Source organism: Streptosporangium pseudovulgare, assembly GCF_014648055.1.
GTDB lineage: Bacteria > Actinomycetota > Actinomycetes > Streptosporangiales > Streptosporangiaceae > Streptosporangium > Streptosporangium pseudovulgare.
This window is the reverse complement of sequence record NZ_BMQJ01000022.1, coordinates 59,937-86,648: the sequence shown is the minus strand read 5'-3', so window position 1 is coordinate 86,648 and position 26,712 is coordinate 59,937. Positions and strand designations below refer to the sequence as shown.

Genomic DNA, 26,712 nt, shown 5'->3' with positions numbered 1-26,712 from the left:
CCGGATGCGGTCAGCCGAAGGAGACGGCCAGCTCCCCGCCGGACAGGCCCACCCGCACCACCGTGCCCTCGCCGACGTCCCCGGTCAGCAGCGCGCGCCCGATGCGGGTCTCCACCTCCCGGGAGATGAACCGGCGCAGCGGCCGCGCGCCGTACACCGGGTCGTAGCCGCGCTCGGCGATGTGGCGGCGCGCCTCGGCGGACAGCTCCAGCCGCATCCCGCGCTCGCCGAGGCGCACGCGCAGCTCGGTGAACATCAGGTCGACGATGTGCTCGATCTCCCCCATGGTGAGCGGCTTGAAGATCACGATGTCGTCGACGCGGTTGAGGAACTCCGGGCGGAAGTGCCCGCGCAGCTCCGCCATGACCTGCTCCTGCACGTCCTGCTTGATCTCCCCGCCGGGCGTGACGCCCTCCAGCAGGTACACCGAGCCGATGTTGGACGTCATGATCAGCACGGTGTTGCGGAAGTCGACGGTGCGGCCCTGGGCGTCGGTGAGCCGCCCGTCGTCCAGGACCTGCAGCAGGGTGTTGAAGACGTCGGGGTGGGCCTTCTCCACCTCGTCGAACAGCACCACCGAGTACGGCTTGCGCCGCACCGCCTCGGTGAGCTGCCCGCCCTCCTCGAAGCCGACGTATCCCGGCGGCGCGCCGACCAGGCGGCTGACGGTGTGGCGCTCCTGGTACTCGCTCATGTCGACGCGCACCATGTTGTCCTCGGTGTCGAACAGGGCCTCCGCCAGGGCCTTGGCCAGCTCGGTCTTGCCGACGCCGGTCGGACCCAGGAAGATGAACGACCCGATCGGCCGGCGCGGGTCCTTGATGCCGGAGCGGGCCCGGATGACGGCGTCGGCCACCAGCCGCACCGCCTCGTCCTGGCCGATGACCCGCTCGTGCAGCACCTGGTCCAGGTGCAGCAGCTTCTCGCGCTCGCCCTCCTTCAGCCGGCTCACCGGGATGCCCGTCCACCGGGCGACGATCATGGAGATCTCGTCCTCGGTGACGACCTCGCGCAGCAGCCGCCCGGCGCCCTGCTTCTCGCGCAGGCTCTCCTCCTCGGCGCGCAGCCGGCGTTCCAGCTCGGGCAGCCGGCCGTGGCGCAGCTCGGCGGCGCGGTTGAGGTCGTAGTCGCGCTCGGCCCGCTCGGCCTCGGTGCGGACCCGCTCGATCTCCTCGCGCAGCGACTGCACCCGGCGCAGCACCTGCCGTTCGGCCTCCCACTGGGCGCGCATCGCGTCGGCCTCCGCGCGCAGGCCGGTGAGCTCCCCGCGCAGCTCCGCGAGGCGGGCGGCGCTGGCGGCGTCCTCCTCCTTGCCCAGCGCGGCCTCCTCGATCTCCAGCCGCGTCACCCTGCGGGTCAGCTCGTCCAGCTCGGCGGGCATCGAGTCGATCTCCGTACGGAGCATCGCGCACGCCTCGTCCACCAGGTCGATGGCCTTGTCGGGCAGGAACCGGTCGGAGATGTAGCGGTGGCTCAGCACGACGGCGGCCACCAGCGCGGCGTCCTGGATGGTCACCCCGTGGAAGACCTCCAGCCGCTCGCGCAGGCCCCGCAGGATCGAGATGGCGTCCTCGACCGACGGCTCGTCGACCATCACCGGCTGGAAGCGGCGCTCCAGGGCGGCGTCCTTCTCGATGTGCCTGCGGTACTCGTCGAGGGTGGTCGCGCCGATCAGGTGCAGCTCGCCGCGGGCCAGCATGGGCTTGAGCATGTTCCCGGCGTCCATGGCGCCCTCGGCCGCGCCGGCGCCGACGACCGTGTGAAGCTCGTCGACGAACAGCAGGATCCGGCCCTCGGCCGCGGCGACCTCGGTGAGCACCGCCTTGAGGCGTTCTTCGAACTCGCCCCGGTACTTCGCTCCGGCGACCAGCGCCCCCATGTCGAGACTGAAGATCGTCTTGTCCCGCAGGCCCTCGGGCACGTCGCCGTCGGCGATCCGCTGGGCCAGCCCCTCGACGATCGCGGTCTTGCCGACGCCGGGGTCGCCGACCAGCACCGGGTTGTTCTTGGTCTTGCGCGACAGGATCTGGATGACGCGGCGGATCTCGGTGTCGCGGCCGACGACGGGGTCCAGCCGCCCGGAGGAGGCGGCGGCCACCAGGTCCTGCCCGTACTTGACGAGCGCCTCGTAGGCGGCCTCCGGCATGGCGGAGGTGACCCGCTGGTGGCCGCGGACCTCGGTGAGCGCCCGCAGGAAGCGTTCCCGGTCGAGCCTTTGTGCGGCCAGCAGCCGCCCGGCGGAGGTCTCCGGTCCCTCCTCCAGCAGGGCCACCAGGAGGTGCTCGACCGAGACGTACTCGTCCTTCAGCCGGTCGGACTCCCGCCTGGCCGCCTCCAGCAGGCGCGACAGCCGCTGCGTCACCCGGATCTGCCCGGGTTCGACGCCGGGCCCGGCGACCCGGGGGCGGCGGGCGAGGTCGGCCTCCACCTCCTCCCGCAGCCGCCCCGGGTCGGCGCCGGCGCGTGAGATCAGCCGGGGCACCAGCCCCTCGGGCTGGTCCAGCAGCGCCAGCAGCAGGTGCTCGCCGTCGACGTCCTGGTGGCCGTGGCGCAGCGCGGCGGTCTGCGCGTCGTGCAGCGCCTCCTGTGACTTCTCGGTCAGCCGGTTGAGATCCACGGCGTGCCTCCTGCGGGCCGGGAACGGGTGCGGGCAGCGGCCTCCAGCTCGGCGATCCGGTCGAGCAGGTCGATCACCAGGCCGAGGGCGGCGTAGTTGAGGGCGAACCCGGCGCGCAGCCGCTGGATCCGCGCCATGGCCCGCAGCTGGGACTCCTCGAACCACAGGGTCCCCGACGGGTCGGTGCGGGCCTGCAGCACGCCGAGGACGACCAGGCGGCGCGGCAGCTCCGGGTGGACGCCCGCGGCGCGGGCGAAGGTCTCCAGGTCCAGCCGCCGGGGCCGGGCCAGGGCGTAGGTCATCGCCGCCTCCTCGGGTCGTAGGACGAGGCGGCGGCCAGCCGCTCGAACAGCTCGCGCTCCTCACCGGACAGGTGGGGCGGAACCGTGATCCGCACCTCGGCGAGCAGGTCGCCGGGCGTGCCGCGGGGGTTGGGCATCCCCCGGCCGCGCAGCCTCAGCCGCCGCCCGCTGGAGGTGCCCGCGGGCACCTTGACCTTGGCCTCGCCGGCGGGGGTGTCGACGGCGACGGCCGCGCCGAGCGCCGCCTCCCACGGGGCCACCGGCAGCCGGACGTGGATGTCGCGCCCCTCGACCCGGTAGCGGGGGTGCGGCGCGATGGAGACGACCAGGTAGAGGTCGCCCGGCGGCGCGCCGCCGGTGCCCCGGCCGCCCTGCCCGGCCAGCCGGACGCGCTGCCCGTCGGTCACCCCCGGCGGGATGTCCACCTGGAGGGTGCGGCCGCCCACGGTGATGGACCGGCGGCCGCCGCGGTAGGCCTCCTCGACGGTCAGCTCGATCCCGGCCTCCTGGTCGGCGCCCGGGATCGGCCCCCAGCCCCGCCCGGCCCGGCCCGCGCGGCCCGCCCGCCCGGCACCGCCCGCCCTGCCGGTGAACAGGCCCTGCAGCAGGTCGTCGAGGTCGATGCCCTCGCCGAACTCCACACCCGGCCCGAAGCCCTCCGGTCCCATGCCCCCGGTGCCGGTCCGCGTGCCCCGCCCGGCGCGGGCCGCCCTGGCGCGCGCCCAGGTCTCCGGGTCCACGTCCTCGGGCACCTGGCGGAACTCGGGGCCGAAGGCGTCGTAACGGCGGCGGGTCGCCGGGTCGGACAGCACGCTGTAGGCCTCGGAGATGTCCTTGAACCGGTCCTCGGCCGCCGGGTCCTTGTTGACGTCGGGGTGGTTCTCCCTGGCGAGCCTGCGGTAGGCGCGCTGGATCTCCTCCTGGCCTGCTCCCCTGGGGACCCCGAGGATCTCGTAGAAGTCGCGGGCGGGCGGCATCATTCCGCCCTGGAGACCACGACCTGGGCGGGCCGCAGCTGCCGCTCGCCGTCGCCGTAGCCGGGCCGCACGACGGCGACGACCGTCCCGGCGGGCACGTCCTCGCGCGGGACCGCCGCCACCGCCTCGTGGCGGGCCGGGTCGAACGTCTCCCAGGTGTCGTCCCGGCGCGGGAACCCCAGGTGGGCCAGGACGGTCAGGCCCTGCTGCAGCACCGCCCGCAGGCCCTCGGCGAGGGAGGCGGGGTCGCCCTCGGCGTGTTCCAGGGCGCGTTCCAGGTTGTCCAGCACGGGCAGCCACTCCCCGGCCGCCCTGGCCTGCTCCTCCAGCCGCACCCGCTCGGCGTCGCGGCTGACGCGCTTGCGGAGGTTGTCGAGGTCGGCCAGGGCGCGCTTCCAGTGGTCCTCCAGCTCGGCGACCCGGTCCCGCAGCCCGGCCGCCTCCGCCTCAGCCGCCGCCTCCGCACCGGCCTCCGCACCGGCGGCCGGTCCCCCGGCCGGTCCCCCGGTCCGGCCGGCACTCCGATCCGCACCCTGGCCCGCGGCCTGCCCCTCGGACGGCTCCGCGGGCGGCCCGGCGGGCGGTCCCGCGGCGGTGCCCTCCCACTCCAGCGGGTCACTCATCGGTCGTGAACTCCGCGTCGATGACGTCCTCGTCCCCACCGGCGCCCGCACCCGCACCGGCGCCCGTCCCGGCCCCGGCGGTGCCCGTGCCGACCCCAGGCCCCGCCCCCGCCCCGGCCGCGCTCAGGCCCTGGTAGACCTGCCGCAGGTCCTCGGCCAGCGACCGCAGCCGCTCCAGCGGGGTGTCCTGCCGCTCGATCGCCCCGCGGGCCTCGGAGACGAGCATCTCGGCCCGCGCCTTCTCGTGCACCGGGGCGGCGTCCCCCAGCTCCCGAAGGCGGCGTTCCACCTGGTAGGCGGCGCTGTCGACGGTGTTGCGGGCGTCGACCGCCTCGCGCAGCCGCCGGTCCTCGTCGCGGTGCCGCTCGGCGTCGCTCACCATCCGCTCGATCTCCCCCTGGTCGAGGGTCGAGCTCTCGCTGATCGTGATGCGCTGCTCGGCGCCGGTGTCCTTGTCCCGGGCGGAGACGTTCAGGATGCCGTTGGCGTCGATGTCGTAGGTCACCTCGATCTGCGGCTCGCCGCGCGGCGCGGGCCTGATGTTCTCCAGCCGGAACCGGCCCAGCACCCGGTTGTCGGCGGCGCGCTCGCGCTCCCCCTGCAGCACCACCACGTCCACCGCGCTCTGCCCGTCCTCGGCGGTGCTGAACACCTCGGTACGGCGGGCCGGGATCGTCGTGTTGCGGTCGATGACCTTCGTCATGATCCCGCCGAGGGTCTCGATGCCCAGCGACAGCGGGGTCACGTCGAGCAGGACGACGTCCTTCAGCTCGCCCTTGATGACGGCCGCCTGGACCGCGGCGCCCAGCGCCACGACCTCGTCGGGGTTGACCGTCATGTTGGGTTCCTTGCCGCCGGTCATGCGGCGCACCAGCTCCTGTACGGCGGGCATCCGGGTCGAGCCGCCGACCAGGATCACCTCGTCGATGTCGGCCGCGGTGAGCCGGGCGTCGGACATGGCCTGCTCCACCGGTCCCCGGCACCGTTCCAGCAGGTCGGCGGTGATCTCCTCGAACGTCGCCCGCCGCAGCGTGGTGTTCAGGTGCTTGGGCCCGCTCGCGTCCGCGGTGATGAACGGCAGGCTGATCTGCGTCTGGGTGACGGCCGACAGCTCCACCTTCGCCTTCTCCGCCGCCTCGAACAGCCGCTGCAGCGCCTGGGGGTCGCCGCGCAGGTCGATGCCGGTGTCGCGCTGGAACTCGTCGGCCAGTAGGTCGACGATGCGCCGGTCGAAGTCGTCGCCGCCCAGATGGGTGTCACCGGCGGTCGCCCGCACCTCGACGACGCCCTCGCCGACGGTCAGCACGCTGACGTCGAACGTGCCGCCGCCCAGGTCGAAGACCAGGACGGTCTCGTTCTCCTTGCGGTCCATGCCGTAGGCGAGCGCCGCCGCGGTGGGCTCGTTGATGATCCTCAGCACCTCCAGGCCCGCGATCTTCCCCGCGTCCTTGGTCGCCTGGCGCTGGGAGTCGTTGAAGTAGGCCGGTACGGTGATGACCGCCTCGGTGACCTTCTCCCCCAGGAACTTCGAGGCGTCGTCGACGAGTTTGCGCAGGACCTGCGCGGCGATCTCCTCGGGCGCGTACGGCTTGCCGCGCACGTCGAAGCGGACCGCGCCGTCCGGGCCGGACACCACGTCGAAGGAGACGGCGTTGATCTCGCTGGAGACCTCGTCGTAGCGGCGGCCGATGAACCGCTTGGCGGAGTAGATCGTCCCCTTGGGGTTGAGGATCGCCTGCCGCCGGGCCAGCTGGCCGACCAGGCGCTCGCCCTCCGGGGTGAAGGCCACGACCGACGGCGTCGTCCGCGACCCTTCGGCGTTGGGGATGACCGTGGGCGTGTCGCCCTCCATCGTGGCGATCACCGAGTTGGTGGTTCCCAGGTCGATCCCGACTGCTTTGGCCATGCTGACCTCCGACGAGTGCGCTCTGGCCTCCGGCGGGCGCCCCGCGGGACGCCGCGGGGCAGGGTCTCACCCCACGCGGCCCACGATCGCTCCGCACGGCCCGCCGCCACATCCTCAGACCTGACGGTTCGGCCGATCGGCCGATCGCCGGTCCCAGGGACGCCGTCTCAGGGACGCCGTCTCAGGGGCGCGGCGGAACGGCGCCGGGCGGCATCGCCCCCGGCGCCCCATGCGCTCCCGGCGGCATCGTCCCGGGCCCCCCGGACGCCGGAGGGGGAACGGTCCCGCCGGGCGTGGCCGAGCCGGGCGGCATCGTCCCCATGGGCGTCCCGCCCGGGGACATCGACTCCAGGACCCTGCGCGCATCGACGGCGTGCGGCGCCGTGGCCAGCACCTCGTAGTGGTCGGCGACCAGCTCGCTGGAGGAGATGAAGTCGCGCTTGCCCCCGGTGAGCGCGTGACCGACCAGGCCGAAGATCGCACCGGCGATCACACCCCAGATCAGGCCCCACAGGATCAGCAGGAGGCCGAACCGCCCGGGAACGAAGATCGCCAGGAACAACCCGACCAGCAGGCCGATCCAGGCGCCCGACGCCGCGCCCATCCCGGTCGCGCGCAGGTAGGTCAGCCGTCCGAGCACCTTCTCCACGAGCCGGAGGTCCACCCCGACGATCGAGGTGTTCTCGACCGGGAACTTCTGGTCCGACAGGTAGTCCACGGCGCGCTGGGCCTCCGCGTAGGTGCGGTAGTTCGCCACCGGCTCGCGGGCGGCCGGCGGCGTCTCGGCGGGTCGCATGTGGCCCTCCTCAGGTAGGTCGTACACCCACCGTGACCGGACCGCGACGACACCACATCCCCAGACCTGGTAGTCAGACGCCGGGCGCGGCCCTCAGAGCCCTCAGAGCCCTGAAAACCCTGAAGCCCGGGAGGCCGGAGGCCCGGCTCAGGCGGCGCCGACCGGCTTGCCGTGCTCCTCCTTCGCCGCCGCCCTGGCGGCCCGCCGCTTGACGAACACCGTGGTGGCCAGGCCGAACAGCACCGCCGCGACCAGCCCAACCCAGGAGAAGCCCTTGAGCCACTGCTCGGCGACCCGGCCCACCGAGTAGACCGCGGCGGTGGTGCCGCCCGCCCACACGATGCCGCCCAGCACGTTGGCGACCAGGAACCGCCAGTACGGCATGCGCAGCGCGCCCGCCAGCGGCCCGGCCAGGATGCGCAGCAACGCGATGAACCGGCCGAAGAACACCGTCCACATGCCGTAGCGGTGGAAGTAGTGCGCGGCCCTGGCGATGTGCTCCGGACCGAAGTGCTTGGGGAACCTGCGTCCCAGCCGGTCGAACAGCGGCTGGCCCCCCTTTCGGCCGATGGCGTAGCCGATCGAGTCGCCGATGATCGCCCCGGCGCTGGCGCAGACGCCGACCCACACCGGGTCGACCACCCCCTTGGCCGCCAGCAGCGCGGCGCTGACCAGGACGATCTCCCCCGGAAGGGGGATGCCCAGGCTCTCCACCCCGATCACCAGGCCGACGATCAGGCAGACCCACAGTGGCGGGATCGACTGGAGCAACGCGTCGACATGCATGGATGCCACCCTATTGGGTCCGGTGCCGCGATCTTCGCCATCCGGACCGTCCGGGCACGGCGGGACCCGCCGTACCGGGCGGGACCGGAGGCCGGGCACGGCCGGCCGTACCGGCGGGTCGACCCGGGACGGGGCCGGGTACGCCGGACCGCGCCGCCGTACCCGGGCACCGATCCCGGTGCGGGACCGTCAGACGGCCTCGCGGATCGCGGCGTGGGCCGCCTCGCGCATCGCGGCGTGCAGCGCCGCGTTGGGCTCCCGCTCGGTACGGGCCTCGACGATCCGGATCCCCTCCCCGCGCAGCGCCTTGGGCAGCTGCCCGGCGTCGTCCACGAAGGTGTACGGCGTGCCGGTCGCCGCGGCCACGTGCGCCAGGTCCACCCCGTGCGCGGTGCCGAACACCCGCTCGAACGGCTCGCGCAGCGCGGCCTGGGGCAGCAGCGAGAAGATCCCGCCGCCGTCGTTGTTCACCACGACCAGGCACAGGTCGGGGCGGGGCTCGCGGGGCCCGAGGATCAGGCCGTTCTGGTCGTGCAGGAACGTCAGGTCGCCCAGCAGCGCGTAGGCGGGGCCGTTGTGGGCCAGCGCCGCGCCGATCGCGCTGGAGACCACGCCGTCGATCCCGGCGGCCCCCCGGTTGGCCATGATCCGCAGGCCCCGGCGGGGCCGCATCGCCTGGTCCAGGTCGCGGATCGGCATGGAGGAGCCGGAGAACAGCAGCGACCCGTTGGGCAGCGCCTCGGCCAGATCGCGGGCCAGGCGCGGCTCGCTGAACCCGGCGCCGTCCAGCACCTCGTCGACCGCGGCCCGGACCGCGGCGTCGGCGCGGCGCCAGGAGCGCAGCCAGGCGTCGTCGCCGGCCGCGACCGGGATCTCCACCGCCTGCGCCACCTGGGTGGCCGAGCGGGTCGGGTCGGGCCAGCGGGTCAGGTCGCCGGTGACCACGATGTGCTCGGCGGCCTGGCCCAGCCAGCCCAGCAGCGACCGCGACAGGCTCGGGCGGCCCAGGGTGACCACCACCTCGGGCCGATGCCCCTCGGTGAACTCCGGGGCGCCGAGCAGGAAGTGGTGGGCCGACATCGCGTGGTCGCCGTAGCGGGCGTTGCCGTGCGGTTCCGACAGCACCGGCCAGCCCGCCATGCCCGCCGCCGCGACGTACCGCCGCACATTGGCGGCGCCGTCGCCGACGACCAGCACCCCGCGCCGGGTCGGCGGCAGGTGCAGCGCCGCCGCCGGGGGCGCCACCCGGGTGCGGACCCACGGCCCGGCGGCGCCGCCGTCCAGGGGCTCGCACCAGGAGGTGTCGCCGTCGGGGACGAGCGGCTCGCGGAAGGGGACGTTCAGGTGGACCGGCCCGGGATCGGACGGGCCCAAGGCGCGCTGGTAGGCCCGGCAGGCCAGCGAACGCCAGTAGGCGACCTGGCCGGGGCGGTTCTCCGGCACGCCGACCTCGCTGAACCAGCGGACCGCCGTGCCGTACATCTTGATCTGGTCGACGGTCTGGCTGGCGCCGGTGTCGCGCAGCTCGGGCGGCCGGTCGGCGGTGAGCACCAGCAGCGGCACCCCCGACTCGTGCGCCTCGATCACCGCGGGGTGGAAGTTGGCCGCGGCGGTGCCGGAGGTGCAGACCAGCGCGACCGGCCGCTCCCCGCGGCGGGCCAGGCCCACCGCCAGGTAGGACGCCGACCGCTCGTCGACGCGCACGTGCAGCCGCAGCCGGCTGTCGGCGTGCACGGCCAGCGCGAGCGGGGTCGAGCGGGACCCGGGCGCGAGCACCACGTCGGTCAGGCCGCAGCGGGCGAGCTCGTCCACCAGCACGGTCGCGAGCGCGGTGGCGGGGTTCACCGCGCCGCCCTCCGCGGCCGGCGGGTGCGGTGCCGCACCGCACCCGCCCCGCGGCCGCCGGGGCGGCGCGACAGCGTCTCGTCCATTACGGCCGGCGCGGGAACTTGCCGAATTCGGGGCTGCGCTTCTCCTTGAAGGCGTCGCGGCCCTCCTGCGCCTCCTCGCTCATGTAGAACAGCAGGGTGGCGTCCCCGGCGAACTGCTGCATGCCGGCGGCGCCGTCGCTGACGGCGTTCAGCGCGCCCTTGAGCATGCGCAGCGCCAGCGGCGACTTCTCCAGCATCTCCTTGGCCCACTTGACGGTCTCGGTCTCGAGCTCGGCCAGCGGGACGACGGCGTTGACCAGGCCCCAGTCCAGGGCGGTCTTCGCGTCGTACTGGCGGCACAGGTACCAGATCTCGCGGGCCCGCTTCAGGCCGACGGTCTCGGCCAGCAGCCAGGAGCCGTAGCCGCCGTCGAAGGAGCCGACCTTCGGGCCGGTCTGGCCGAAGACGGCGTTGTCGGCGGCGATGGACAGGTCGCAGCAGACGTGCAGCACGTGGCCGCCGCCGATGGCGTAACCGGCGATCATCGCGATGACCGGCTTGGGGCAGCGGCGGATCTGCACCTGCAGGTCCAGCACGTTCAGCCGGCCGACGTGCGGGGTGGACTTGTCGACGTAGCCGTCGTCGCCGCGGATCTTCTGGTCGCCGCCGGAGCAGAAGGCCCGGTCGCCGGCGCCGGTGAGAATGATCACACCGACCTCGCCGTCCTCCTGGGCGACGTCGAAGGCCCGGCGCAGCTCGAACAGCGTGGTCGGGCGGAAGGCGTTGTGCCGCTCGGGCCGGTTGATCGTGATCTTCGCGATGCCCTCGCCGGTCTCGTAGACGATGTCCTCGTAGTCGCCCGACCGCTTCCAGTCGACCGCGCTCTTCTGGACGCTCTCCGGCAGGGGACGCCCCTCGCCCGCCGCCGGCTCGTTGCTGCCCGGCTCGGCCCGCTCGGTGCTCACGATCGTCTCGCCCCTTCCTCACCGGGGTCTCCCCCGGTCGTCACTCGGCATTCGGCACTAACCTTACGACCGTGACGACCGGACCCGCACATGTGGAGCCCCCTTCCGGGGAGCGGGAGCTGCACGCCCTGACGCTGCCCCCCGGCCCCCGCCTGACCGCCGCCGTCGCCGCGGCGCTCGGCGGGGACGGCCCCGCGGTCCTCCCCCTGCCGCCCGGCCTGCCCGCCCCGGCGCTGCGGGCGACGCTTGCGGCGCTGCGCCCCACCCACCTCGACGGCGCGCCGTACGCCGGCGGCGTCCCGGCGGCGCCGGAGGTGGCCGTGGTCATCACCACCAGCGGTTCGACCGGCGCCCCCAAGGGGGTCCAGCTGTCGGCCGCCGCGCTGCGCGCCTCGGCCGCCGCCTCGCTGCGCCGGCTGGGCGCCCGGCCCGGCGAGCGCTGGCTGTGCTGCCTGCCGCCCTCCCACGTCTCGGGCCTGCAGGTGCTGGTGAGGTCGCTGCTCGGCGGGACCGAGCCGATCGTGCACGAGACCTTCTCGCCGGAGGCGGTGCTGGCCTCCGGGGCCGACCACGTCTCCCTGGTGCCGACCCAGCTGCGCCGCCTGCTGGCCACGGACCCGGCCGGCCCGGCGGCCTTCCGGACGATCCTGCTGGGCGGCGCCGCCGCCCCCGCCGACCTGCTCACCGCCGCCCGCGCCGCGGGCGCCCGGATCGTCACCACCTACGGCATGAGCGAGACCTCCGGCGGGTGCGTCTATGATGGCGAGCCCCTTGACAATGTAGATCTCAAAATCGGCGGCGACGGGCGGATCCGCCTCGCCGGGCCCGTGCTGTTCTCCGGCTACCGGCTGCGTCCCGACCTCACCGCCGCCGCCCGCGACGGCGACTGGTTCCTGACCTCCGACCTCGGCGAGGTGTCCCGGGGCCGGCTGCGGGTCATCGGCCGGGCCGACGACATGATCAACACCGGCGGCGAGAAGGTCGTCGCGGCGCAGGTCGCGGCGGTCGTGGCCGAGCACCCCGCGGTCGCCGACGCCGCGGTGGTCGGCCGCCCCGACCCCGAGTGGGGCGAGCGGGTGGTCGCCGTCGTGGTCTCCCCGGCTCCGCCGTCCCTGGCCGAGCTGCGCGCCTTCGTCAAGGAGCGGCTCCCGGCCCACGCGGCCCCGGCCGAGCTCGTCGTGCTGCCGGAGATGCCTCTTCTGTCCAATGGGAAGCCGGATCTCGCCGCCCTCCGTTATGGTCGTCATCCGGAACCGTGACGGTCCGGAGTCATGGCCGTGACCCGGAACCGTTACGGGGCGGCGCGCGTCAATAGGGAGTAACCGGCATCGCCGGGCGCTCCCGGCGGACATCGGCGGGCCGGCGCGCGTCAACGGAGACAACCGGCACAGCCGATACGGAAGGGACGGAACGGATGAGGATCGACCGCAGGACACTGGTCTCGGCGGCGGTCGTCGGCGTGGTCCTGGCCGGCGGCGCGTCCGTCGCGGCGGCCGCCTCGGCGGGCAGGCTCGGCGACGGCGCCGGATCCGCGAAGACCGGCGAGGCCGGCGACCCCGGAAAGCTCGCGGGCCTCCCGGTGGAGACCGCGGAGCCGGGAGACGTGGCGCCGGCACGGCCCCTGACGCCGGGCGAGACCGCCCGGCCCCTCCCCTCCCCCACGGAGGCGGCGCCCTCCCCGGAGGACTACGTGATCTCCCGCCGGGTCAACCCCGACCCGGGAAAGGCCGCGGAATACTGGACCGAGAGCCGTCTGGAGCAGGCGGAGCCGTTCCCCATGCCCGCGGCCGAGGGCCCGGTGAACGTGACGGAGTAGGCCCGGAGCACGCCTGGAGCAGGCCGTCGCCTCGCAGGTCACCGGCCTTCCGCCGGACCGCCGTACGGGCGCCCGGAGCGGCGGGTCACAATGGGCCGTGAACTGCCCATCATATTTTCCCCGTCAAGTCGGGAACAGAAAGTTCTTGGATGGGGTTATTGGTACTGGTGCGCTGAGCGGCCCCCACGCCGCCCCACCCGACAGACAAACCGTATGCAGACGACTCCGTGATGGAGGAGGTGTCCTCATGCCCCCAACCGCCGCGGCGACCTCACCTGAGGCCCCGACGACCCTCGACCAGCTCCTCGACCGAGGGCGAGTTCAGGGTAACCTCTCCCTCGCGGAGCTGCGCCACGCGTTCGCCGAGGCAGGGGTCAGCCCGACCGAGGGCAGGGCCATCCTGAGGGAGCTCACCGAGGCGGGCGTCAGCCTGTCGGCCGAGGACGAGCCCACGCTCGCCAAGGCCACGGCCAGGCCCGCCCGCAAGACCGGTGCGCGCAAGACCGGGACGGCCGCGAAGACCACCGCCGGGTCCGCCGCCGAGCCCGCGGAGCCGGCGTCCGGGGACGACCCGGAGCCCGCCCCCGGGACCAGGGCCACCCGCGCCTCGAAGACCACCGGCTCGAAGACCACCAGGGCGCCGAAGGGCGTCAAGGCGAAGACGGCCGCCAAGGACAAGGCACCGGCCGCCGAGTTCGACGAGGACGAGTGGACCGCCCCGGACGACGCCGAGCTGGAGGCCGACGCCGAGCAGGCGCTCGACCTGGACGACCAGTCCTCGGTCATGGGCGACTCGGTGCACACGTACCTCAAGTCCATCGGCCGCCGCACGCTGCTGACCGCCGCCCAGGAGGTCGAGCTGGCCAAGCGGATCGAGGCGGGCCTGTACGCCGAGGCCAAGCTGGAGGCCGAGCCGGGCCTGTCCGCCGCCATGCGGGACGACCTGGAGTGGGTCGCCGAGGACGGCCGCCGGGCCAAGGACCACATGCTGGAGGCCAACCTCCGCCTGGTGGTCTCGGTCGCCAAGAAGTACACCGACCGCGGCATGGCCCTGCTGGACGTGGTCCAGGAGGGCAACCTCGGCCTGATCCGCGCGGTGGAGAAGTTCGACTACACCAAGGGTTACAAGTTCTCCACCTACGCCATGTGGTGGATCCGGCAGGCCATCCAGCGTGGTTTCGCCGACTCCGCCCGCACCATCCGCCTGCCGGTGCACGTGCTGGAGATGCTGTCCAAGCTGTCGCGCGTCGAGCGCGACATGCACCAGCGTCTCGGCCGGGAGCCCACCCCCGAGGAGCTGGCGGTGGAGCTGGACAAGTCCCCCGACCAGATCGAGGAGCTGCTGCGCACCAGCCGCCAGCCGATCAGCCTGAACGCCACGATCGGCGAGGACGGCGAGACCACCATCGGCGACCTCATCGAGGACGTCGACTCGCCCGAGGCCTCGGAGGTGGTCGACCGGCAGCTGCTCGGCGAGCAGCTGCGCGGCGTGCTGGGCAACCTCTCCCCCAGGGAGGCGAAGATCATGGCGTTGCGCTTCGGCCTCGTCGACGGCAAGCCCCACACCCTCGACGAGATCGGCAAGCACCTCGGCCTGACCCGCGAGCGCATCCGGCAGCTGGAGAAGGAGTCGCTGTCCAAGCTGCGCCACCCCAGCAACACCCGTCCCCTGCTCGACTGGGCCAGCTGACGGCCCGGCCGCCGGAAGCGGCGGCGGCCGTCAGGGAGCGGTGACCGGGAGCCGCCCGGCGAGATCGCCGATGTGAAGGACGCCCGGCCGCGCGGGGAGGCGGCCGGGCGTGCGGGCGTCAGCCCACCCAGCCGGCCGGCCGGGGGACGCGGATGAGGCCGGTCAGGCGGTTGCGCTCACGCAGGGTGCGCAGCCGGTTGACCTCGTCGGTCCACTCGGCGCCCTTGGGGGTGGCCCTGGCCTTGCGGCGGCGGATCCGGTCGTCGTAGGTCCGGACGCCGAACGTCGCCCGCTGGTTGGCCTCGGCGGCCCGCAGCGCCTCGGTGAGCGCCACGTCGAAGGCCCGGGCCGCGACCCGCAGCTCCTCGGTGGAGGCCCCGGCGGCCTGGACGCGGCGCAGCTCGGCCTCGGCGGCCCGCGCCTTCCTCAGGAGCTCGGGGAAGCTCTTCCCGACCTCCTGGTCAGCGTGGTAGCGAACCTCCGCCTCCCGGCTCACGCCCGGTCGGAAAAACGCCATCGTCTGCCCTCTCTCTATCGCCGGGCGTTCCCCGGCTGATCACGGCTCGTAGCCTACGCCGTTCCCGTCCGCCCCACACATCCAGGGACCGGTGTCACGGCCCTCCGCTCCCGAACGTGTCCCAGGCCCCAAAGCAGGTTGAGCGGTCCTCACCGGCCCTCCACTCCGAATGCGTGTCCCTTTGCCCGCTTGAGACCCTTGGTCGTGACGGCCTGGTGAGTCGGCTTCAGCGCGGATCGGCGGCGAAGGCGAAGGCTGCGGCCCGGTCCCGCAGCAGGGCGGCGAGTTCGGGAGAGTCGATCACCTCGAAGGGCCATCGCACCCACAGCAGGCCGCCGGCGAGGACCTCGAGACGCACGTCGGCGATGCGCCAGTGTGTCGCCGCCCGACCGGTGGCGGTCGTCGTCGAGGAGAAGTCCGTGGCGAAGCCACCCATGTACGCCTGTACCTGTTCGATCGGGGCATGGATCAGGATCGTCGCCGTATGTTTGCGAGGCGGAGCGCCGAGCCGGCTGGTGACGAACGCGACCGGGTCGCCTCCGGGGACCTCTCCCGGCTCGAAACGCACGCCCGTCGCCGATGCCCGCGTGATCCGATCGACGCGCAACACCCGCCAGCCGCGGTCGAGGTCGCGGCACACGAGGAACCACCGGGTCTGCCGCGGCACCAGGGCGACAGGCTCGACGTGGCGCGAGGACTCCCGTCCGGTGTCGGCACTCCCGGTACGCATCACGCGCAACCGGACCCGCTCCGCGTCCCGGCACGCCAGCGCCAGGACTGCCAGCACGTCGGCGTTCATCGGAGCCGGATACGCGCCGGCCACCGCATTCGGCGTGCCGCCGAGAGCGACCGAGGAGCGTAGCGCCCGCACCCGCCGACGCACCGCCGGGGGCATCACCTGCTCCATTTTCGCCAGGGCGGTGAGCGCGACCTCGCCCCCGCCGGCAGCGCCGTTGGCAGCCGACGAGGCGAGGGCGGCGGCCACGGCGAGCGCCTCATCCGGGGTGAACACCAGCGGCGGCAGGTCGCCGCCCGTGGACAGTCGGTAGCCGCCGTCGGGGCCGCGACGTGCCTCGATGTGATAGCCGAGGCCCCGTAGCCGCTCCACGTCCCGCCGCAGTGTGCGGCCGTCGACGCCGAGACGCTCGGCGAGCTCGACACCGCTCCAGGACCGGCGAGCCTGCAGCAACTCCAGCAGGCGCAGCGCCCGCTCAGTCGTGCTCTGTTCCGGCATACTCGCCGAGTCTAGTAGAAATGCGGACAGAAAATGCCCTAAACCCTCTTTAGGTTGGCGTTCAGGCCGGACAGACCGGCACCATTTCCCTAAGGAGAGGCATCGTGACCATCCTTGTCACCGGCGCGACCGGCGCCGTCGGCCGTCACCTCGTCACAACCCTGCTCGCCCGCGGCGCCGCCGTACGTGCGCTGACCCGCAAGCCCGATGACGCGAACCTGCCGGCCGGCGTCGAGGTCGTCGCCGGCGACCTGGCCGACGCCGCCACGCTCGGGCCGGAGGTGTTCGACGGTGTCGATCGTGCCTTCGTCTTCCCCGCCGAGGGCGTCGAGGCGTTCGTCACCGCGGCCATCGCGCATGGCGTCAACCGCTTCACCGTGCTGTCCTCCCTCGCCGCCGCGAAGGAGTTCCAGCGTGACCACGGCTCGGCGAGCCAGCTTCACCACAGCGCGGTCGAGGCCGCCGTGACCGACCGCACCGATGCCTGGACGATCCTGCGGCCCGGCACCTTCGCCAACAACCTGCTCTCCTGGGCCTGGCAGATCCGCTCCGGCGCACCGATCCGGGCGCCGTACCTCGCATCGGCACAGGCCCCGATTCACGAGTACGACATCGCCGAGGCCGCCGCCGAGACCCTGCTCTCCGACGATCATCTGGGGGAGGCGATCCCGCTCACCGGCCCGCAAGCCCTGACCCGCGCCGAGCAGGTGGCGATCATCGGCGAGACCCTGGGGCGGGAAATCCCGCTGGTGGAGATCACGCCCGAGGAGTTCCGTGCCGAGACCGCGCGGTTCATCCCCGAGCCCGTGATGAAGATGCTGCTCGGCTACTGGCACGACACCCTCACCGTCCCCGACGTCCCACGTCCCGTCACCGCAGTGACCGGGCGACCCGGCCGCGCTCTGACGGAGTGGGCCGCCGACCACCGAGCCGACTTCGAGGCCGCCTGACGGGACCGGGCGGACGCGATGATCGGACAGAAGCCGCCAGAACCGAATCCGCCCGACCATCTGCAACACGAACACGATCAGGCAGAAACCTCGACTGACCAGCCCCATCCGCCCCTCCGTGACGACCACGAACCGCGATCGTGATCACTCACCTGGATGCTTCGGGGCTGGGGACACCTTCGAGAGGGGGGCTGTCACGGCGCGCCTGCCTTTACGCAGTAAGGTCACGGCTGGCAGGATGGCCGCCATGCCAGCCAAACGACCGCCCATCCCCCTGTCCCGGGAACGCATCATCGACGCCGCCCTGCACATCGCCGACACCCAGGGCCTGCGGCGGCTGACGATGCGCCGGCTGGGAGACGCCCTGCAGGTGGAGGCGATGGCCATCTACCACCACCTGCCCCGCGGCAAGGACGCCCTCATGGACGCACTGGCCGAGCACGTCACCGCCGTCCACGTGGACCCCTCCCCCGACTGGCGCGAGGGCGCCCGGCAGTGGTGCCGGGCGAGCCGGGCCCTGCTGCGGGAGCACCCGGGCGTGCTGGCGCTGGCGCTCACCAGGCCCCCCAAGGGGCGGGCGGCGATGGCGCTGCGCGAGCAGACCGACCAGCTCGCCGAGGCGGGACTGCCGGACGCGCCGCGGGCCGTCCGGGCGCTGCGCGCCTACGTCTTCGGCGCGGTGGCGGTGGAGGTGCAGCAGTCGGGCTGGGCCGAGCCGATGGGCGAGGACGGCGAGCCCTGGCGCCCGCCGTCGGCGGGCGGCGGCGACCCCGCGTCCGACGCCGATTTCGAGAGCGGGCTGGAGGCGTTCCTGACCGGGCTGGCCGCCCGCTGACGCCCGCCTCGCGAGCGACCGGAGGACGGAGGGGGCGCGGCACCGGCCGGGGACGGGGGCGGCGTCATGGCCGCGCGGCGCCCACCGCCCGCCTCGCCCGCCGCGTGGGCGGGTGATTTTACCTGGACCCCGGCGTGTCGAGGTTGGCCGGGTATCTTCCTATAAGGCATGCTGTGTCATAGAACACACCCTCGACATGCCGGCGGGGCCCACTCCTGTTCAGGGTGCAAACAGTCCTAACGGGCTATGTCGCCTGGGGCGTGCGGATCGCACACTTGATCTGCCTGATGTGCGCACCTCAGCGCCGAGACGCGCACGACCATACATGTCCACCAGACGCTCGTCCCGCATGCGCGGGTATCGGAGCCCGACGCCGGTCGCCCGGCGGAACGGTCCCGGCGAGCCGAGAAGAGAGATCCGGAGGCACGCCGATGTGCCCGCATGAGCCGTCCTGTCCGTCCGCCGACGCGCAGAACCGCGAGGCCGCCCGCACGCTGGCCTCGCACCCCGAGCAGGGCTGGTCCCTGCTGTGCAACGGTGTGGTGCTGTTCGAGGACACCGGCGAGCTCCTCCCCGACGGCGCCGTCATCGAGCCGCATCGGCCGCTGGCCGGGGTGTCCTGATCCCTCACGTTCCCGCTTCGGGAGTCATACCGGGGCCGGCGGCATCCTCGCGCCGAGCCACTCCGCGACGGCCTCGCCCACCCGCCCGGGGTCCTTCTTGAACTCGTGACCTTCGCCCGGCAGCACCACCAGCCGGGCGGTGTCGGCCGCCTCGGGCACGCCGAACGGGTCGCGGTCTCCGCTGACCGCGAGGACGTCCACCCCGGCGGCACGCAACTCCCCCGCGCGGGAGCGTTCCGGCCTGCCCGGCGGGTGCAGCGGGAACGCCAGCGCGACGACCGCCCCGGCCCCGGCCTGCCGCGCCGTACGGCAGGCGACCCGCGCGCCGTTGCTCCGCCCGCCCTGCACGAGCGGCAGATCCGGGTGGCGGGCGCGGAGCGCGGCCACCAGGGCCGTCCACGCCTCATCCTGCTTGACGGCCGAGCCCGGCGCGCGGGCGCCCCGCACCCGGAACGGCTGCGTCACCCGGGCGACCAGGCCGCCGATCGGCGTCACGGCGTCCCGTACCGCCAGCAGGTCGGGGGCCTCCACTCCGCCGCCCGCGCCGTGCGTGAGCACCAGCAGGAAGCGCGGCCGGGCGATCCCGTCGATCTCGGCCACGGCCGGGCCGTGCGGGGTCGGGATCTCCAGGGTGGTCGCTTGACGCAGGGACACGGATATCGTCCTAAAGGCCGATCCCGGGAGCCGGGATCGGGTAGAGAATCGAAGCGTGCAGGAGCATCACGATATCCGACAGGACATGCGCGCCACCCTGGAGGCCCGCCAGGACCTGGGCCCCGAGTACGAGGCCGCGCTGGTCGAGTCTTTCGTCGACCGGATCGACGCCACCATCGCCGCCCGGGTGCGGGCCGAGGTGCGGGCCGAGGTGCGCGCCGCGGACGCCGATCCCCAGTCCCCGGGGAACCGGCGCAAGGGCGACGGGACGGTGGCGATCGCGCTGGGTTCCCTGGGCATCGGCGTCCCGCTGACCGCGATCGCCGCGGGTGAGGCGGGGGCCGCGGGGCTGCTGCTCGCCTGGGGCGGCATCGTCGCGGTCAACATCGCCCACGCACTGGGCCGCCGCCGCACCCGCGACTGACCCCGCGAGGGGGCGCCGACGTCTGGACCCGCGAGGGGGCGCCGGTGTCTGGACCGAGGAACGCAGGAGCGAAGCGACGCAGTGACGAGGGAAGACACCGGACTCAAGCCCCCGAGCCGCGACGCGCAGCGTCGCAATGAACACAACCCTCACTCCGCGGGTCGCGAGCCCCGGACGTAGTAGAGCAGGACCGGCAGTTCCCCCTCCTCCTCGACGCGGAATCCGGCGGCCGGGATGAGGTCTCCGAGTAGCTCCCGCGGGTCGTGCCGCATCGCGGGACCGGCCAGCGCGCCGGCGAGCCGGGCCGTCAGGCGGCCGGTGGGCCGGCGGGACTCGGCGACCAGCAGGCGTCCGCCCGGCCGCAGCACGCGGAACATCTCCCGTACGGCGGCGCCGCGCTCGGCGGCCGGCATGTGATGGACGGCCAGGCTGGAGACCACCACGTCGAAGGAGGCGTCGGGCAGGTCGAGCCGCTGCCCCTCGCCCACCAGATAGGAGCAGTTGGCCGGGGCGCGGTGGCGGGCGTGGCCGATCATGGCCTCGGACGGGTCGACGCCGGTCACGTGTCCCTCCGGGCCGGCGACCGGGGCCATGATCCGGGTGAGGTAGCCGGTGCCGCAGCCGACGTCGAGCACCCGGTCGCCCCGGCGCACCCCGGACAGCGCGGCCAGGCGGGTGAACGCCTCGCGCCGCCGTCCCAGCATCCCGACGCCGGTCACGACGTCGTAGGCGCGGGGCCGGTCCATCGTCCCGGCGCCGTGGTCGTGGCTGTGGCTGTGGCTGTGGCTGTGGCTGTGCAGCAGCTTGCTCGGTCCCATCGTCTTCTCCTTCCGGACGGCCTGTCAGGCCGTGAACGATCGGTTCGCCGGCGGGCCGGGCCGGCGACCGATCACATATCTTCGCAGGTCACCTTCGCACGCCGCCGGGCGGGAACGGCGCGACGGGCGAAGACACACCGGCGGGCGGATGCCGGGAGGGGCCCGGCAGGCGGGACGCGGGCGTGTCCCCTCCCCCCGGGGCTCCGATCGCGGTGCCCCGGTCCGGGGCCGTCAGATGTCGCGGTCGTGCCGGAGGCGGACCTCGGCGGCGAGGTCGGCGTCGCCGTCCAGGCCGTAGCGCCACACCCGCTCGGCGTCCTCGTCGCGGCCCCGGAGCGGGAGCGTGCGGGCCAGCAGTTCGATGGCCAGCGCGCTGGTCTCCACGTCGCCGTCCTCCTCGACGGCGGCGGCGAACTCCGCGCACGCCAGGTCGAGGTGGGCGATGCCGAGCAGCACCCGCAGACGGGAGGCGTCGGCGACGTCGGGTACGGCCAGCGCCGTGAGGACCGCGTCGGCGGCCTGCCCCGCCTCACCCTCCTGGAGGAAGAACTCCGCCAGCCGCTGGGCCGCCCGGGAGGCGATCTCCGGGTCCCCGGTGGCCAGCGCGGCGCGCAGCGCCTCCTCGGCCTCCTCGTCCCCCGTGGCCAGCCGGGCCAGGGCCATGTGCGCCAGCGGCACGTAGGCCGGGTTGCCGATGCCCAGGGCGGCCTGCCAGGCGGCCCGCGCCTGGTCCGGCAGTTCCTCACGCTCGAAGCTGCGGGCGAGCAGGCAGGCTGCCTGGGCGGCGAACTCCGGGTGCCCGGTCGCCAGCGCGGTGCGCGCGGCCGACCGGGCTCCGGGAACGTCGCCGCGTTCTTCCAGCACCACCGCCAGCCCCACCGCCGCCTGGGCGCGGTCGGGCTCGGCGGGGTCGGCGGCGAGATCCGCGAAGATCGCCGCGGCGGCGTCCAGGTCGCCGTCCTCGGCCAGCCTGCGCGCCGTTTCCAAGGGACGCGTGTCCACCTCTGGCATGCGGGGTCCTCTCCGGGTGAGGGAAACGCCCCGAGCCTAACGACTCGGGGCGTCCCGCGTCCCGCGGACGGGCGGTGTCCATGGCGACGCTGCGCGTCGCCGCTCGGGGGCTTGAGCCCGGCGCCTTCCCTCGTCACTCCGCCGCTCCGCGGCTGCGTTCCTCAGTCCAGACACCGGCGCCCCCCTCGCGGGTCAGTCCTCGTAGGCCGACAGCGGCGGGCAGGAGCACACCAGGTTGCGGTCGCCGTAGGCCTGGTCGATGCGGCGGACCGGCGACCAGTACTTGTCCTCGCGCAGCGACGGCAGCGGGTAGGCCGCCTCCGCCCTGCCGTAGGGGTGGTTCCAGTCGTCGGTGACCAGGCAGTCGGCGGTGTGCGGGGCGTTGCGCAGCGGGTTGTCCTTCTTGTCGTACTCGCCGGAGGCGACCTTGGCGATCTCGCCGCGGATCGCGATCATGGCGTCGCAGAACCGGTCGAGCTCGGCCAGGTCCTCGCTCTCGGTGGGCTCGATCATCAGCGTTCCGGCCACCGGGAAGGACATCGTCGGCGCGTGGAAGCCGTAGTCGATGAGGCGCTTGGCCACGTCGTCCACGGTCACACCGGTCTCCTTGGTGATCTGGCGCAGGTCGACGATGCACTCGTGTGCGACCAGCCCGCCGCGGCCGGTGTAGAGGACCGGGTAGTGCGGGGCCAGGCGGCGGGCGAGGTAGTTGGCCGACAGGATGGCCTGCTCGGTGGCCGCGCGGAGACCCTCGGCGCCCATCATCCGGATGTAGGCCCAGGAGATCGGCAGGATACCCGCCGAGCCGTACGGCGCGGCCGAGACCGGGCCGACCGGCGAGCCGCCGTGCAGCGGGTGGCCGGGGAGGTACTCGGCGAGGTGGGCGCGGACCGCGACGGGCCCGACGCCGGGGCCGCCGCCGCCGTGCGGGATGCAGAAGGTCTTGTGCAGGTTCAGGTGGGAGACGTCCGCCCCGAACTGCCCCGGCTTGGCCAGGCCGACCAGCGCGTTGAGGTTGGCGCCGTCGACGTAGACCTGACCGCCGGCCTCGTGCACCAGCTCGCAGATCCGGGTGATGCCCTCCTCGTAGACGCCGTGCGTGGACGGGTAGGTCACCATGATCGCAGCGAGCCGGTCACGGTTCTTCTCGATCTTGGCGACGAGGTCGTCGAGGTCGACGTTGCCGTCGTCGTCGCAGGCCACCACGACGACCCGCATGCCGGCCATGACGGCGCTGGCGGCGTTGGTGCCGTGCGCGGAGGAGGGGATGAGGCAGACGTCGCGGCCGGACTCGCCGCGCGCCCGGTGGTAGGCGCGGATGGCGAGCAGGCCGGCGAACTCGCCCTGGGAGCCGGCGTTGGGCTGGATCGACACGGCGTCGTAGCCGGTGACCTCGGCCAGCCAGCCCTCCAGCTCCCCGACCAGCTGGGCGTAGCCGGCGCCCTGCTCGGCGGGGGCGTAGGGGTGCAGGCCGGCGAACTCCGGCCAGGTGATCGGCTCCATCTCGGTGGTCGCGTTGAGCTTCATGGTGCACGAGCCCAGCGGGATCATCGACCGGTCGAGCGCGATGTCCCTGTCCTGCAGCCTGCGCAGGTAGCGCAGCATGGCGGTCTCGGAGCGGTGGCTGTGGAAGACCGGGTGGGTCAGGAAGTCGCTCGTCCGGGTCAGGGTGGCGGGCAGAGCGTCGTGGGCGGAGGCGTCGAGGTCGGCCAGGACCGCGCCGCTGACGCCGAAGGCGGCCAGCACCCGCTCGATGTGCGGCAGCTCGGTCTTCTCGTCGCAGGAGACGCCGACGTGGTCGTCGTCGGCCAGCCGCAGGTTGACGCCGTTGTCCCGGGCCGCGGCGACGACCTCGGCGGCGCGGCCCGGCACGCGGGCCAGCACGGTGTCGAAGAAGGCGTCGTGGACGACCTCGACGCCGCCCTGGCGCAGGCCCTCGGCGAGCACGACGGCGTGGCGGTGGACGCGGCGGCCGATCCGGCGCAGCCCCTCGGGACCGTGGTAGACGGCGTACATCCCGGCGATCACCGCGAGCAGCACCTGCGCGGTGCAGATGTTGCTGGTGGCCTTCTCGCGGCGGATGTGCTGCTCGCGGGTCTGCAGCGCGAGGCGGTGGGCGGGGCGGCCGTCGGCGTCCTGGGAGACGCCCACCAGGCGGCCGGGCATCTGCCGCTGCAGGCCGTCGCGGACCGCCATGTAGGCGGCGTGCGGGCCGCCGAAGCCCATCGGCACGCCGAACCGCTGGGTGGAGCCGACCGCGATGTCGGCGCCCATCTCGCCGGGGGCGGTCAGCACGGTGAGGGCCAGCAGGTCGGCGGAGGCCACGACCTGGGCGCCGCGGGCGTGGGCGGCGTCGGCGACGGAGCGGAAGTCCCTGATCCGGCCGCTCGCGCCCGGGTACTGCACGAGCACGCCGAAGCAGTCGGGCAGCTCGGCGGTGAAGTCGCTCTCGACCAGCTCGATGCCGAGCGGCTCGGCGCGGGTGGCGAGCACGGCCTTGGTCTGCGGCAGGGCGTCGGCGTCGACGACGAACACGTTGGAGGGCGCCTTGCCGGCGCGGCGGGCCAGGGTCATCGCCTCGGCGGCGGCGGTGGCCTCGTCGAGCAGGGAGGCGCCGGCGACGTCGAGGGCGGTCAGGTCGGTCACGACCGTCTGGAAGTTGAGCAGGGCCTCCAGGCGGCCCTGGGAGATCTCCGGCTGGTAGGGGGTGTAGGCGGTGTACCAGCCCGGGTTCTCCAGGAGGTTGCGGCGGATGACGGCCGGGGTGATCGTGTCGTGGTAGCCCAGGCCGATCATCGAGGTGAGCACCGTGTTGCGGGAGGCGAGGGCCCGCAGCTCGGCGATGGCCTCCGGCTCGCTCGCCGCCGGCGGGAGGTCGAGCCGGTCGGCGGTGCGGATCGCCTCCGGCACGGCCACCGCGAGGAGGTCGGCGGCCGAGGCGAAGCCGACGGTCTCCAGCATGCGGGCCTGGTCGTCGTCGGCCGGGCCGATGTGGCGGGTGGAGAACGGCGGGGAGCTGAGCTCACCGAGCGGTGACAGGTCGGTCATGGAAAGCCTCCCGGGGCTGGTGGAGACCGGCGCTGAGCGCGGGCGTATGCCGGATCTCCCCCTCTGTCATCTCCACCTGAGAGCTTCACCTTCCCCGTCGGGGAGGGTTTTCACCGTCGGTGAGACGCGCCTGGCGGACGCACCTGCTTTCCAGAGTCGCCTCGTCCGTGCGGTACAGGGTGCCTGAGAGATTCCGGGGAGGGTTGCTCCTTCGGCGCCCCGGCCCAGCCGGGGACTCTCCCGCACGGTGTCTGCGGCCAGACCAACTTTACCCGGTTCGCCGGGCTCTGCGACGGCGGGCCAGTTCATCCGCGTGATGATCGCCTAAAGGGCTCTGAGACGCCTCCGCGCGCTCGCCGGGCAGATCGGCCAGGGAGCCCTCCACCTCCTGCCAGACGCGGCCCAGCGCGATGCCGAAGACGCCCTGGCCGCCCTGGAGGAGGTCGATGACCTCGTCGGGCGAGGTGCACTCGTAGACGCTGACCCCGTCGCTCATCAGGGTGATCTGGGCGAGGTCGCTGACCCCGCGGTCACGGAGGTGCTGTACGGCGATGCGGATCTGCTGGAGGGAGACGCCGGTGTCGAGGAGGCGTTTGACGACCTTGAGGACGAGGATGTCGCGGAAGCCGTACAGTCGCTGGGAGCCGGAGCCCTGGGCGGCCCTGACCGTGGGCTCGACGAGCCCGGTGCGGGCCCAGTAGTCGAGCTGACGGTACGTGATGTCGGCGGCGGCGCAGGCGGTGGGGCCGCGGTAGCCGATGTCGGCGGGCGGGTTCACCGGTGCCCCGTCGAACAGCAGGCCCTCTTCACCCGCACGCTGGTGGGCCTTCCCGCGCCGTTCCGGGTCATCCTGATCGGCGTTTCTACCCTCGCCGCTGCTGACCGCCACGCGGACCTCCGGCTTTCTCTCATCCCGCGGCCTGATCTGGGGGTTTACGCGCGGCCCCGGGGTTCACTTGCACCGTAGGCTCGGGGCCAAGCCCAGTCAACGACCCCACTCGGCGCGTCGTGAAGCGTAAATGCACCGAAATACCTACCCCGCGCGACCGAAGTCCTCGGGCGTGATTGTGTCAAGGAACTCCCTGAACTTCTCCACCTCGTCCTCCTGGTCGTCGGGGATGACCACCCCGGCCTCGGCGACCACGTCCTCACTGGCGAAGATGCGGGCGCCGGTGCGCAGCGCGAGGGCGATCGAGTCCGACGGGCGGGCGCTGACCTCGGCCCCGTTGGAGAACACGAGATCGGCGAAGAAGATGCCGTCCCGGAGGGCGACGATGTTGACGGTGCTCAGCCGGACGCCCAGGGCGTCGAGCACGTCGCGGAAAAGGTCATGGGTGAGCGGCCGCGGCGGCGGCTCGTCGGCCTGGGCCATGGCGATCGCCGTGGCCTCGGTCATGCCGATCCAGATCGGCAGATAGCGCTCCCCATGTGCCTCCTTGAGCAGAACAATGGGCTGGTTGGAAGGCATCTCAACCCGAACGCCCACGACCTCCATCTGCAACACGGGCTGCTCCATCTTCGCTGGATTTCGACCGGTTCGTTCAACGTAACATCCGGGGGGCTACGGCCGTCCGGCCAGGGCTCACCGGCCCAGGGCCCCTCGAACGCCGGAACGCAGCAACGAGGCGTGTAATTCCAGCAGGAGCCCGGATATCTCCCCGGCCGTCTCGTCGGCCTTGGCGATCGCGCCGGGGCCCCGGCGGCGCAGCAGCGGCGCGATGGCCTGCTCCACCAGGCCGGCCTCACGCTCGGCGGCGGCCTTGACCACCCGCAGGTGACGGGCGCGCAGGCCGAAGGCGGCCAGGGCGCCGACGCTGCGGGCCACCGCCAGGGCCTCGGCGTCGTAGTGGCGGGCCACGGCCTCCACCAGGCCGAAGTCCTCCAGCTCGGTCAGAGCCTCCTCGGAGAGCGAGGCGGCGGCCAGCAGCTCCTGGCGGGTGAGGCGGACCTCCCTGACCGGCTCGTCGGGCAGGGCCCGGGGCGGGGCGACGGGCCGCTCCTCGCGGTCCGCCGCGTCCAGCCGGTCCTTGATCACGCGCAGCGGGAGGTAGCGGTCACGCTGCTCGCTGAGGATGTAGCGGAGCCGCTCGACGTCGGCGTAGGTGAACTTGCGGTAGCCGGAGGGGCTGCGCTCCGGCTCGATCAGCCCCTCGCCCTCCAGGAAACGAATCTTGGAGATGCTGACGTCGGGGAACTCGCCCTGCAGCAGGGCGAGCACCTCCCCGATGCTCATGTGCGCACGAGCGGCC

25 protein-coding genes and 1 riboswitch are annotated in these 26,712 nt (G+C 73.5%); of the genes, 7 read left to right on the top strand and 18 right to left on the bottom strand.

The window, feature by feature from the left end:
* Positions 1 to 10: 10 nt before the first annotated feature.
* From clpB to menB, 9 genes are all read right to left on the bottom strand, one after another.
* Complete coding sequence (gene clpB, locus IEZ10_RS32590; RefSeq protein WP_189250358.1) at positions 11 to 2,617, bottom strand: ATP-dependent chaperone ClpB; 2,607 nt, start codon at positions 2,615 to 2,617, stop codon at positions 11 to 13.
* Positions 2,599 to 2,919, bottom strand: a complete 321-nt coding sequence (locus IEZ10_RS32585) for a chaperone modulator CbpM (RefSeq protein WP_189250357.1) — start codon at positions 2,917 to 2,919, stop codon at positions 2,599 to 2,601. The genes clpB and IEZ10_RS32585 overlap by 19 nt, the downstream gene beginning before the upstream one ends.
* Positions 2,916 to 3,899 carry a DnaJ C-terminal domain-containing protein gene (locus IEZ10_RS32580; protein WP_308426329.1) on the bottom strand — a complete coding sequence of 328 codons (984 nt, stop codon included), beginning with the start codon at positions 3,897 to 3,899 and terminating at the stop codon, positions 2,916 to 2,918. Before IEZ10_RS32580 ends, IEZ10_RS32585 begins: the two co-directional genes overlap by 4 nt.
* On the bottom strand, positions 3,896 to 4,519 hold the full coding sequence (locus tag IEZ10_RS32575; protein WP_189250356.1) for a nucleotide exchange factor GrpE: 624 nt from the start codon (positions 4,517 to 4,519) through the stop codon (positions 3,896 to 3,898). The genes IEZ10_RS32580 and IEZ10_RS32575 overlap by 4 nt, the downstream gene beginning before the upstream one ends.
* A complete protein-coding gene (gene dnaK, locus IEZ10_RS32570; protein WP_189250355.1) occupies positions 4,512 to 6,425 on the bottom strand; it encodes a molecular chaperone DnaK in 1,914 nt (637 codons plus the stop codon). The genes IEZ10_RS32575 and dnaK overlap by 8 nt, the downstream gene beginning before the upstream one ends.
* Before the next feature lie 181 nt (positions 6,426 to 6,606).
* Positions 6,607 to 7,221: a YflT domain-containing protein gene (locus tag IEZ10_RS32565; RefSeq protein WP_229811877.1), complete on the bottom strand. Its 615-nt coding sequence runs from the start codon at positions 7,219 to 7,221 to the stop codon at positions 6,607 to 6,609.
* A 147-nt stretch (positions 7,222 to 7,368) separates the two neighbouring features.
* Positions 7,369 to 8,007, bottom strand: a complete 639-nt coding sequence (locus tag IEZ10_RS32560) for a DedA family protein (RefSeq protein WP_189250354.1) — start codon at positions 8,005 to 8,007, stop codon at positions 7,369 to 7,371.
* A gap of 189 nt (positions 8,008 to 8,196) precedes the next feature.
* The gene (menD, locus tag IEZ10_RS32555) at positions 8,197 to 9,852 is read right to left on the bottom strand and encodes a 2-succinyl-5-enolpyruvyl-6-hydroxy-3-cyclohexene-1-carboxylic-acid synthase (protein ID WP_189250353.1); all 1,656 of its coding nucleotides are present in this window, start codon (positions 9,850 to 9,852) and stop codon (positions 8,197 to 8,199) included.
* 85 nt (positions 9,853 to 9,937) lie between these two features.
* Positions 9,938 to 10,783 (bottom strand): 1,4-dihydroxy-2-naphthoyl-CoA synthase, encoded by an 846-nt coding sequence (gene menB, locus IEZ10_RS32550; RefSeq protein ID WP_189250382.1) that lies wholly within the window; start codon positions 10,781 to 10,783, stop codon positions 9,938 to 9,940.
* 131 nt (positions 10,784 to 10,914) lie between these two features.
* Between menB and IEZ10_RS32545 the strand changes: the two genes are divergently transcribed.
* The 3 genes from IEZ10_RS32545 to IEZ10_RS32535 all read left to right on the top strand — a co-directional run bounded on the left by IEZ10_RS32545 (position 10,915) and on the right by IEZ10_RS32535 (position 14,349).
* Positions 10,915 to 12,102, top strand: a complete 1,188-nt coding sequence (locus tag IEZ10_RS32545; RefSeq protein ID WP_373287440.1) for an AMP-binding protein — start codon at positions 10,915 to 10,917, stop codon at positions 12,100 to 12,102.
* Positions 12,103 to 12,257: 155 nt separating this feature from the next.
* Positions 12,258 to 12,659, top strand: a complete 402-nt coding sequence (locus IEZ10_RS32540) for a hypothetical protein (RefSeq protein WP_189250352.1) — start codon at positions 12,258 to 12,260, stop codon at positions 12,657 to 12,659.
* Positions 12,660 to 12,906: 247 nt separating this feature from the next.
* Positions 12,907 to 14,349 carry an RNA polymerase sigma factor gene (locus IEZ10_RS32535; RefSeq protein ID WP_189250351.1) on the top strand — a complete coding sequence of 481 codons (1,443 nt, stop codon included), beginning with the start codon at positions 12,907 to 12,909 and terminating at the stop codon, positions 14,347 to 14,349.
* A gap of 118 nt (positions 14,350 to 14,467) precedes the next feature.
* Here the strand turns inward: IEZ10_RS32535 and IEZ10_RS32530 are convergent, their stop codons facing one another.
* Entirely contained in the window at positions 14,468 to 14,866 is a 399-nt protein-coding gene (locus tag IEZ10_RS32530; protein WP_189250350.1) for a hypothetical protein, read from the bottom strand.
* A 226-nt stretch (positions 14,867 to 15,092) separates the two neighbouring features.
* A complete protein-coding gene (locus IEZ10_RS32525; RefSeq protein ID WP_189250349.1) occupies positions 15,093 to 16,100 on the bottom strand; it encodes a helix-turn-helix transcriptional regulator in 1,008 nt (335 codons plus the stop codon).
* A 104-nt stretch (positions 16,101 to 16,204) separates the two neighbouring features.
* Here IEZ10_RS32525 and IEZ10_RS32520 point away from each other — a divergent pair, with 104 nt between their 5' ends.
* From IEZ10_RS32520 to IEZ10_RS32510, 3 genes are all read left to right on the top strand, one after another.
* Positions 16,205 to 17,050 (top strand): SDR family oxidoreductase, encoded by an 846-nt coding sequence (locus IEZ10_RS32520; RefSeq protein WP_189250348.1) that lies wholly within the window; start codon positions 16,205 to 16,207, stop codon positions 17,048 to 17,050.
* A 247-nt stretch (positions 17,051 to 17,297) separates the two neighbouring features.
* Positions 17,298 to 17,885 carry a TetR/AcrR family transcriptional regulator C-terminal domain-containing protein gene (locus IEZ10_RS32515; protein ID WP_189250347.1) on the top strand — a complete coding sequence of 196 codons (588 nt, stop codon included), beginning with the start codon at positions 17,298 to 17,300 and terminating at the stop codon, positions 17,883 to 17,885.
* A gap of 431 nt (positions 17,886 to 18,316) precedes the next feature.
* On the top strand, positions 18,317 to 18,508 hold the full coding sequence (locus IEZ10_RS32510) for a DUF5999 family protein (RefSeq protein ID WP_179823793.1): 192 nt from the start codon (positions 18,317 to 18,319) through the stop codon (positions 18,506 to 18,508).
* 24 nt (positions 18,509 to 18,532) lie between these two features.
* Here the strand turns inward: IEZ10_RS32510 and IEZ10_RS32505 are convergent, their stop codons facing one another.
* On the bottom strand, positions 18,533 to 19,138 hold the full coding sequence (locus IEZ10_RS32505; RefSeq protein WP_189250380.1) for an alpha/beta hydrolase family protein: 606 nt from the start codon (positions 19,136 to 19,138) through the stop codon (positions 18,533 to 18,535).
* Positions 19,139 to 19,217: 79 nt separating this feature from the next.
* Here IEZ10_RS32505 and IEZ10_RS32500 point away from each other — a divergent pair, with 79 nt between their 5' ends.
* Positions 19,218 to 19,586: a hypothetical protein gene (locus tag IEZ10_RS32500; RefSeq protein WP_189250346.1), complete on the top strand. Its 369-nt coding sequence runs from the start codon at positions 19,218 to 19,220 to the stop codon at positions 19,584 to 19,586.
* Between the two features lie 149 nt (positions 19,587 to 19,735).
* Here IEZ10_RS32500 and IEZ10_RS32495 read toward each other — a convergent pair whose 3' ends face one another.
* The 6 genes from IEZ10_RS32495 to ftsR form a co-directional block, all read right to left on the bottom strand.
* Positions 19,736 to 20,404, bottom strand: coding sequence for a class I SAM-dependent methyltransferase (locus IEZ10_RS32495; RefSeq protein ID WP_189250345.1), 669 nt, complete (start codon positions 20,402 to 20,404; stop codon positions 19,736 to 19,738).
* A 231-nt stretch (positions 20,405 to 20,635) separates the two neighbouring features.
* The gene (locus tag IEZ10_RS32490; RefSeq protein ID WP_189250344.1) at positions 20,636 to 21,415 is read right to left on the bottom strand and encodes a tetratricopeptide repeat protein; all 780 of its coding nucleotides are present in this window, start codon (positions 21,413 to 21,415) and stop codon (positions 20,636 to 20,638) included.
* Between the two features lie 192 nt (positions 21,416 to 21,607).
* The gene (gene gcvP, locus IEZ10_RS32485; RefSeq protein WP_189250343.1) at positions 21,608 to 24,463 is read right to left on the bottom strand and encodes an aminomethyl-transferring glycine dehydrogenase; all 2,856 of its coding nucleotides are present in this window, start codon (positions 24,461 to 24,463) and stop codon (positions 21,608 to 21,610) included.
* Between the two features lie 160 nt (positions 24,464 to 24,623).
* Positions 24,624 to 24,716: riboswitch (glycine riboswitch) on the bottom strand.
* Between the two features lie 15 nt (positions 24,717 to 24,731).
* Complete coding sequence (locus IEZ10_RS32480; protein ID WP_179823800.1) at positions 24,732 to 25,352, bottom strand: MerR family transcriptional regulator; 621 nt, start codon at positions 25,350 to 25,352, stop codon at positions 24,732 to 24,734.
* Positions 25,353 to 25,496: 144 nt separating this feature from the next.
* On the bottom strand, positions 25,497 to 25,967 hold the full coding sequence (locus tag IEZ10_RS32475) for a bifunctional nuclease family protein (protein ID WP_179823802.1): 471 nt from the start codon (positions 25,965 to 25,967) through the stop codon (positions 25,497 to 25,499).
* 78 nt (positions 25,968 to 26,045) lie between these two features.
* Entirely contained in the window at positions 26,046 to 26,696 is a 651-nt protein-coding gene (ftsR, locus tag IEZ10_RS32470; RefSeq protein ID WP_308426328.1) for a transcriptional regulator FtsR, read from the bottom strand.
* Positions 26,697 to 26,712 lie beyond the last annotated feature (16 nt).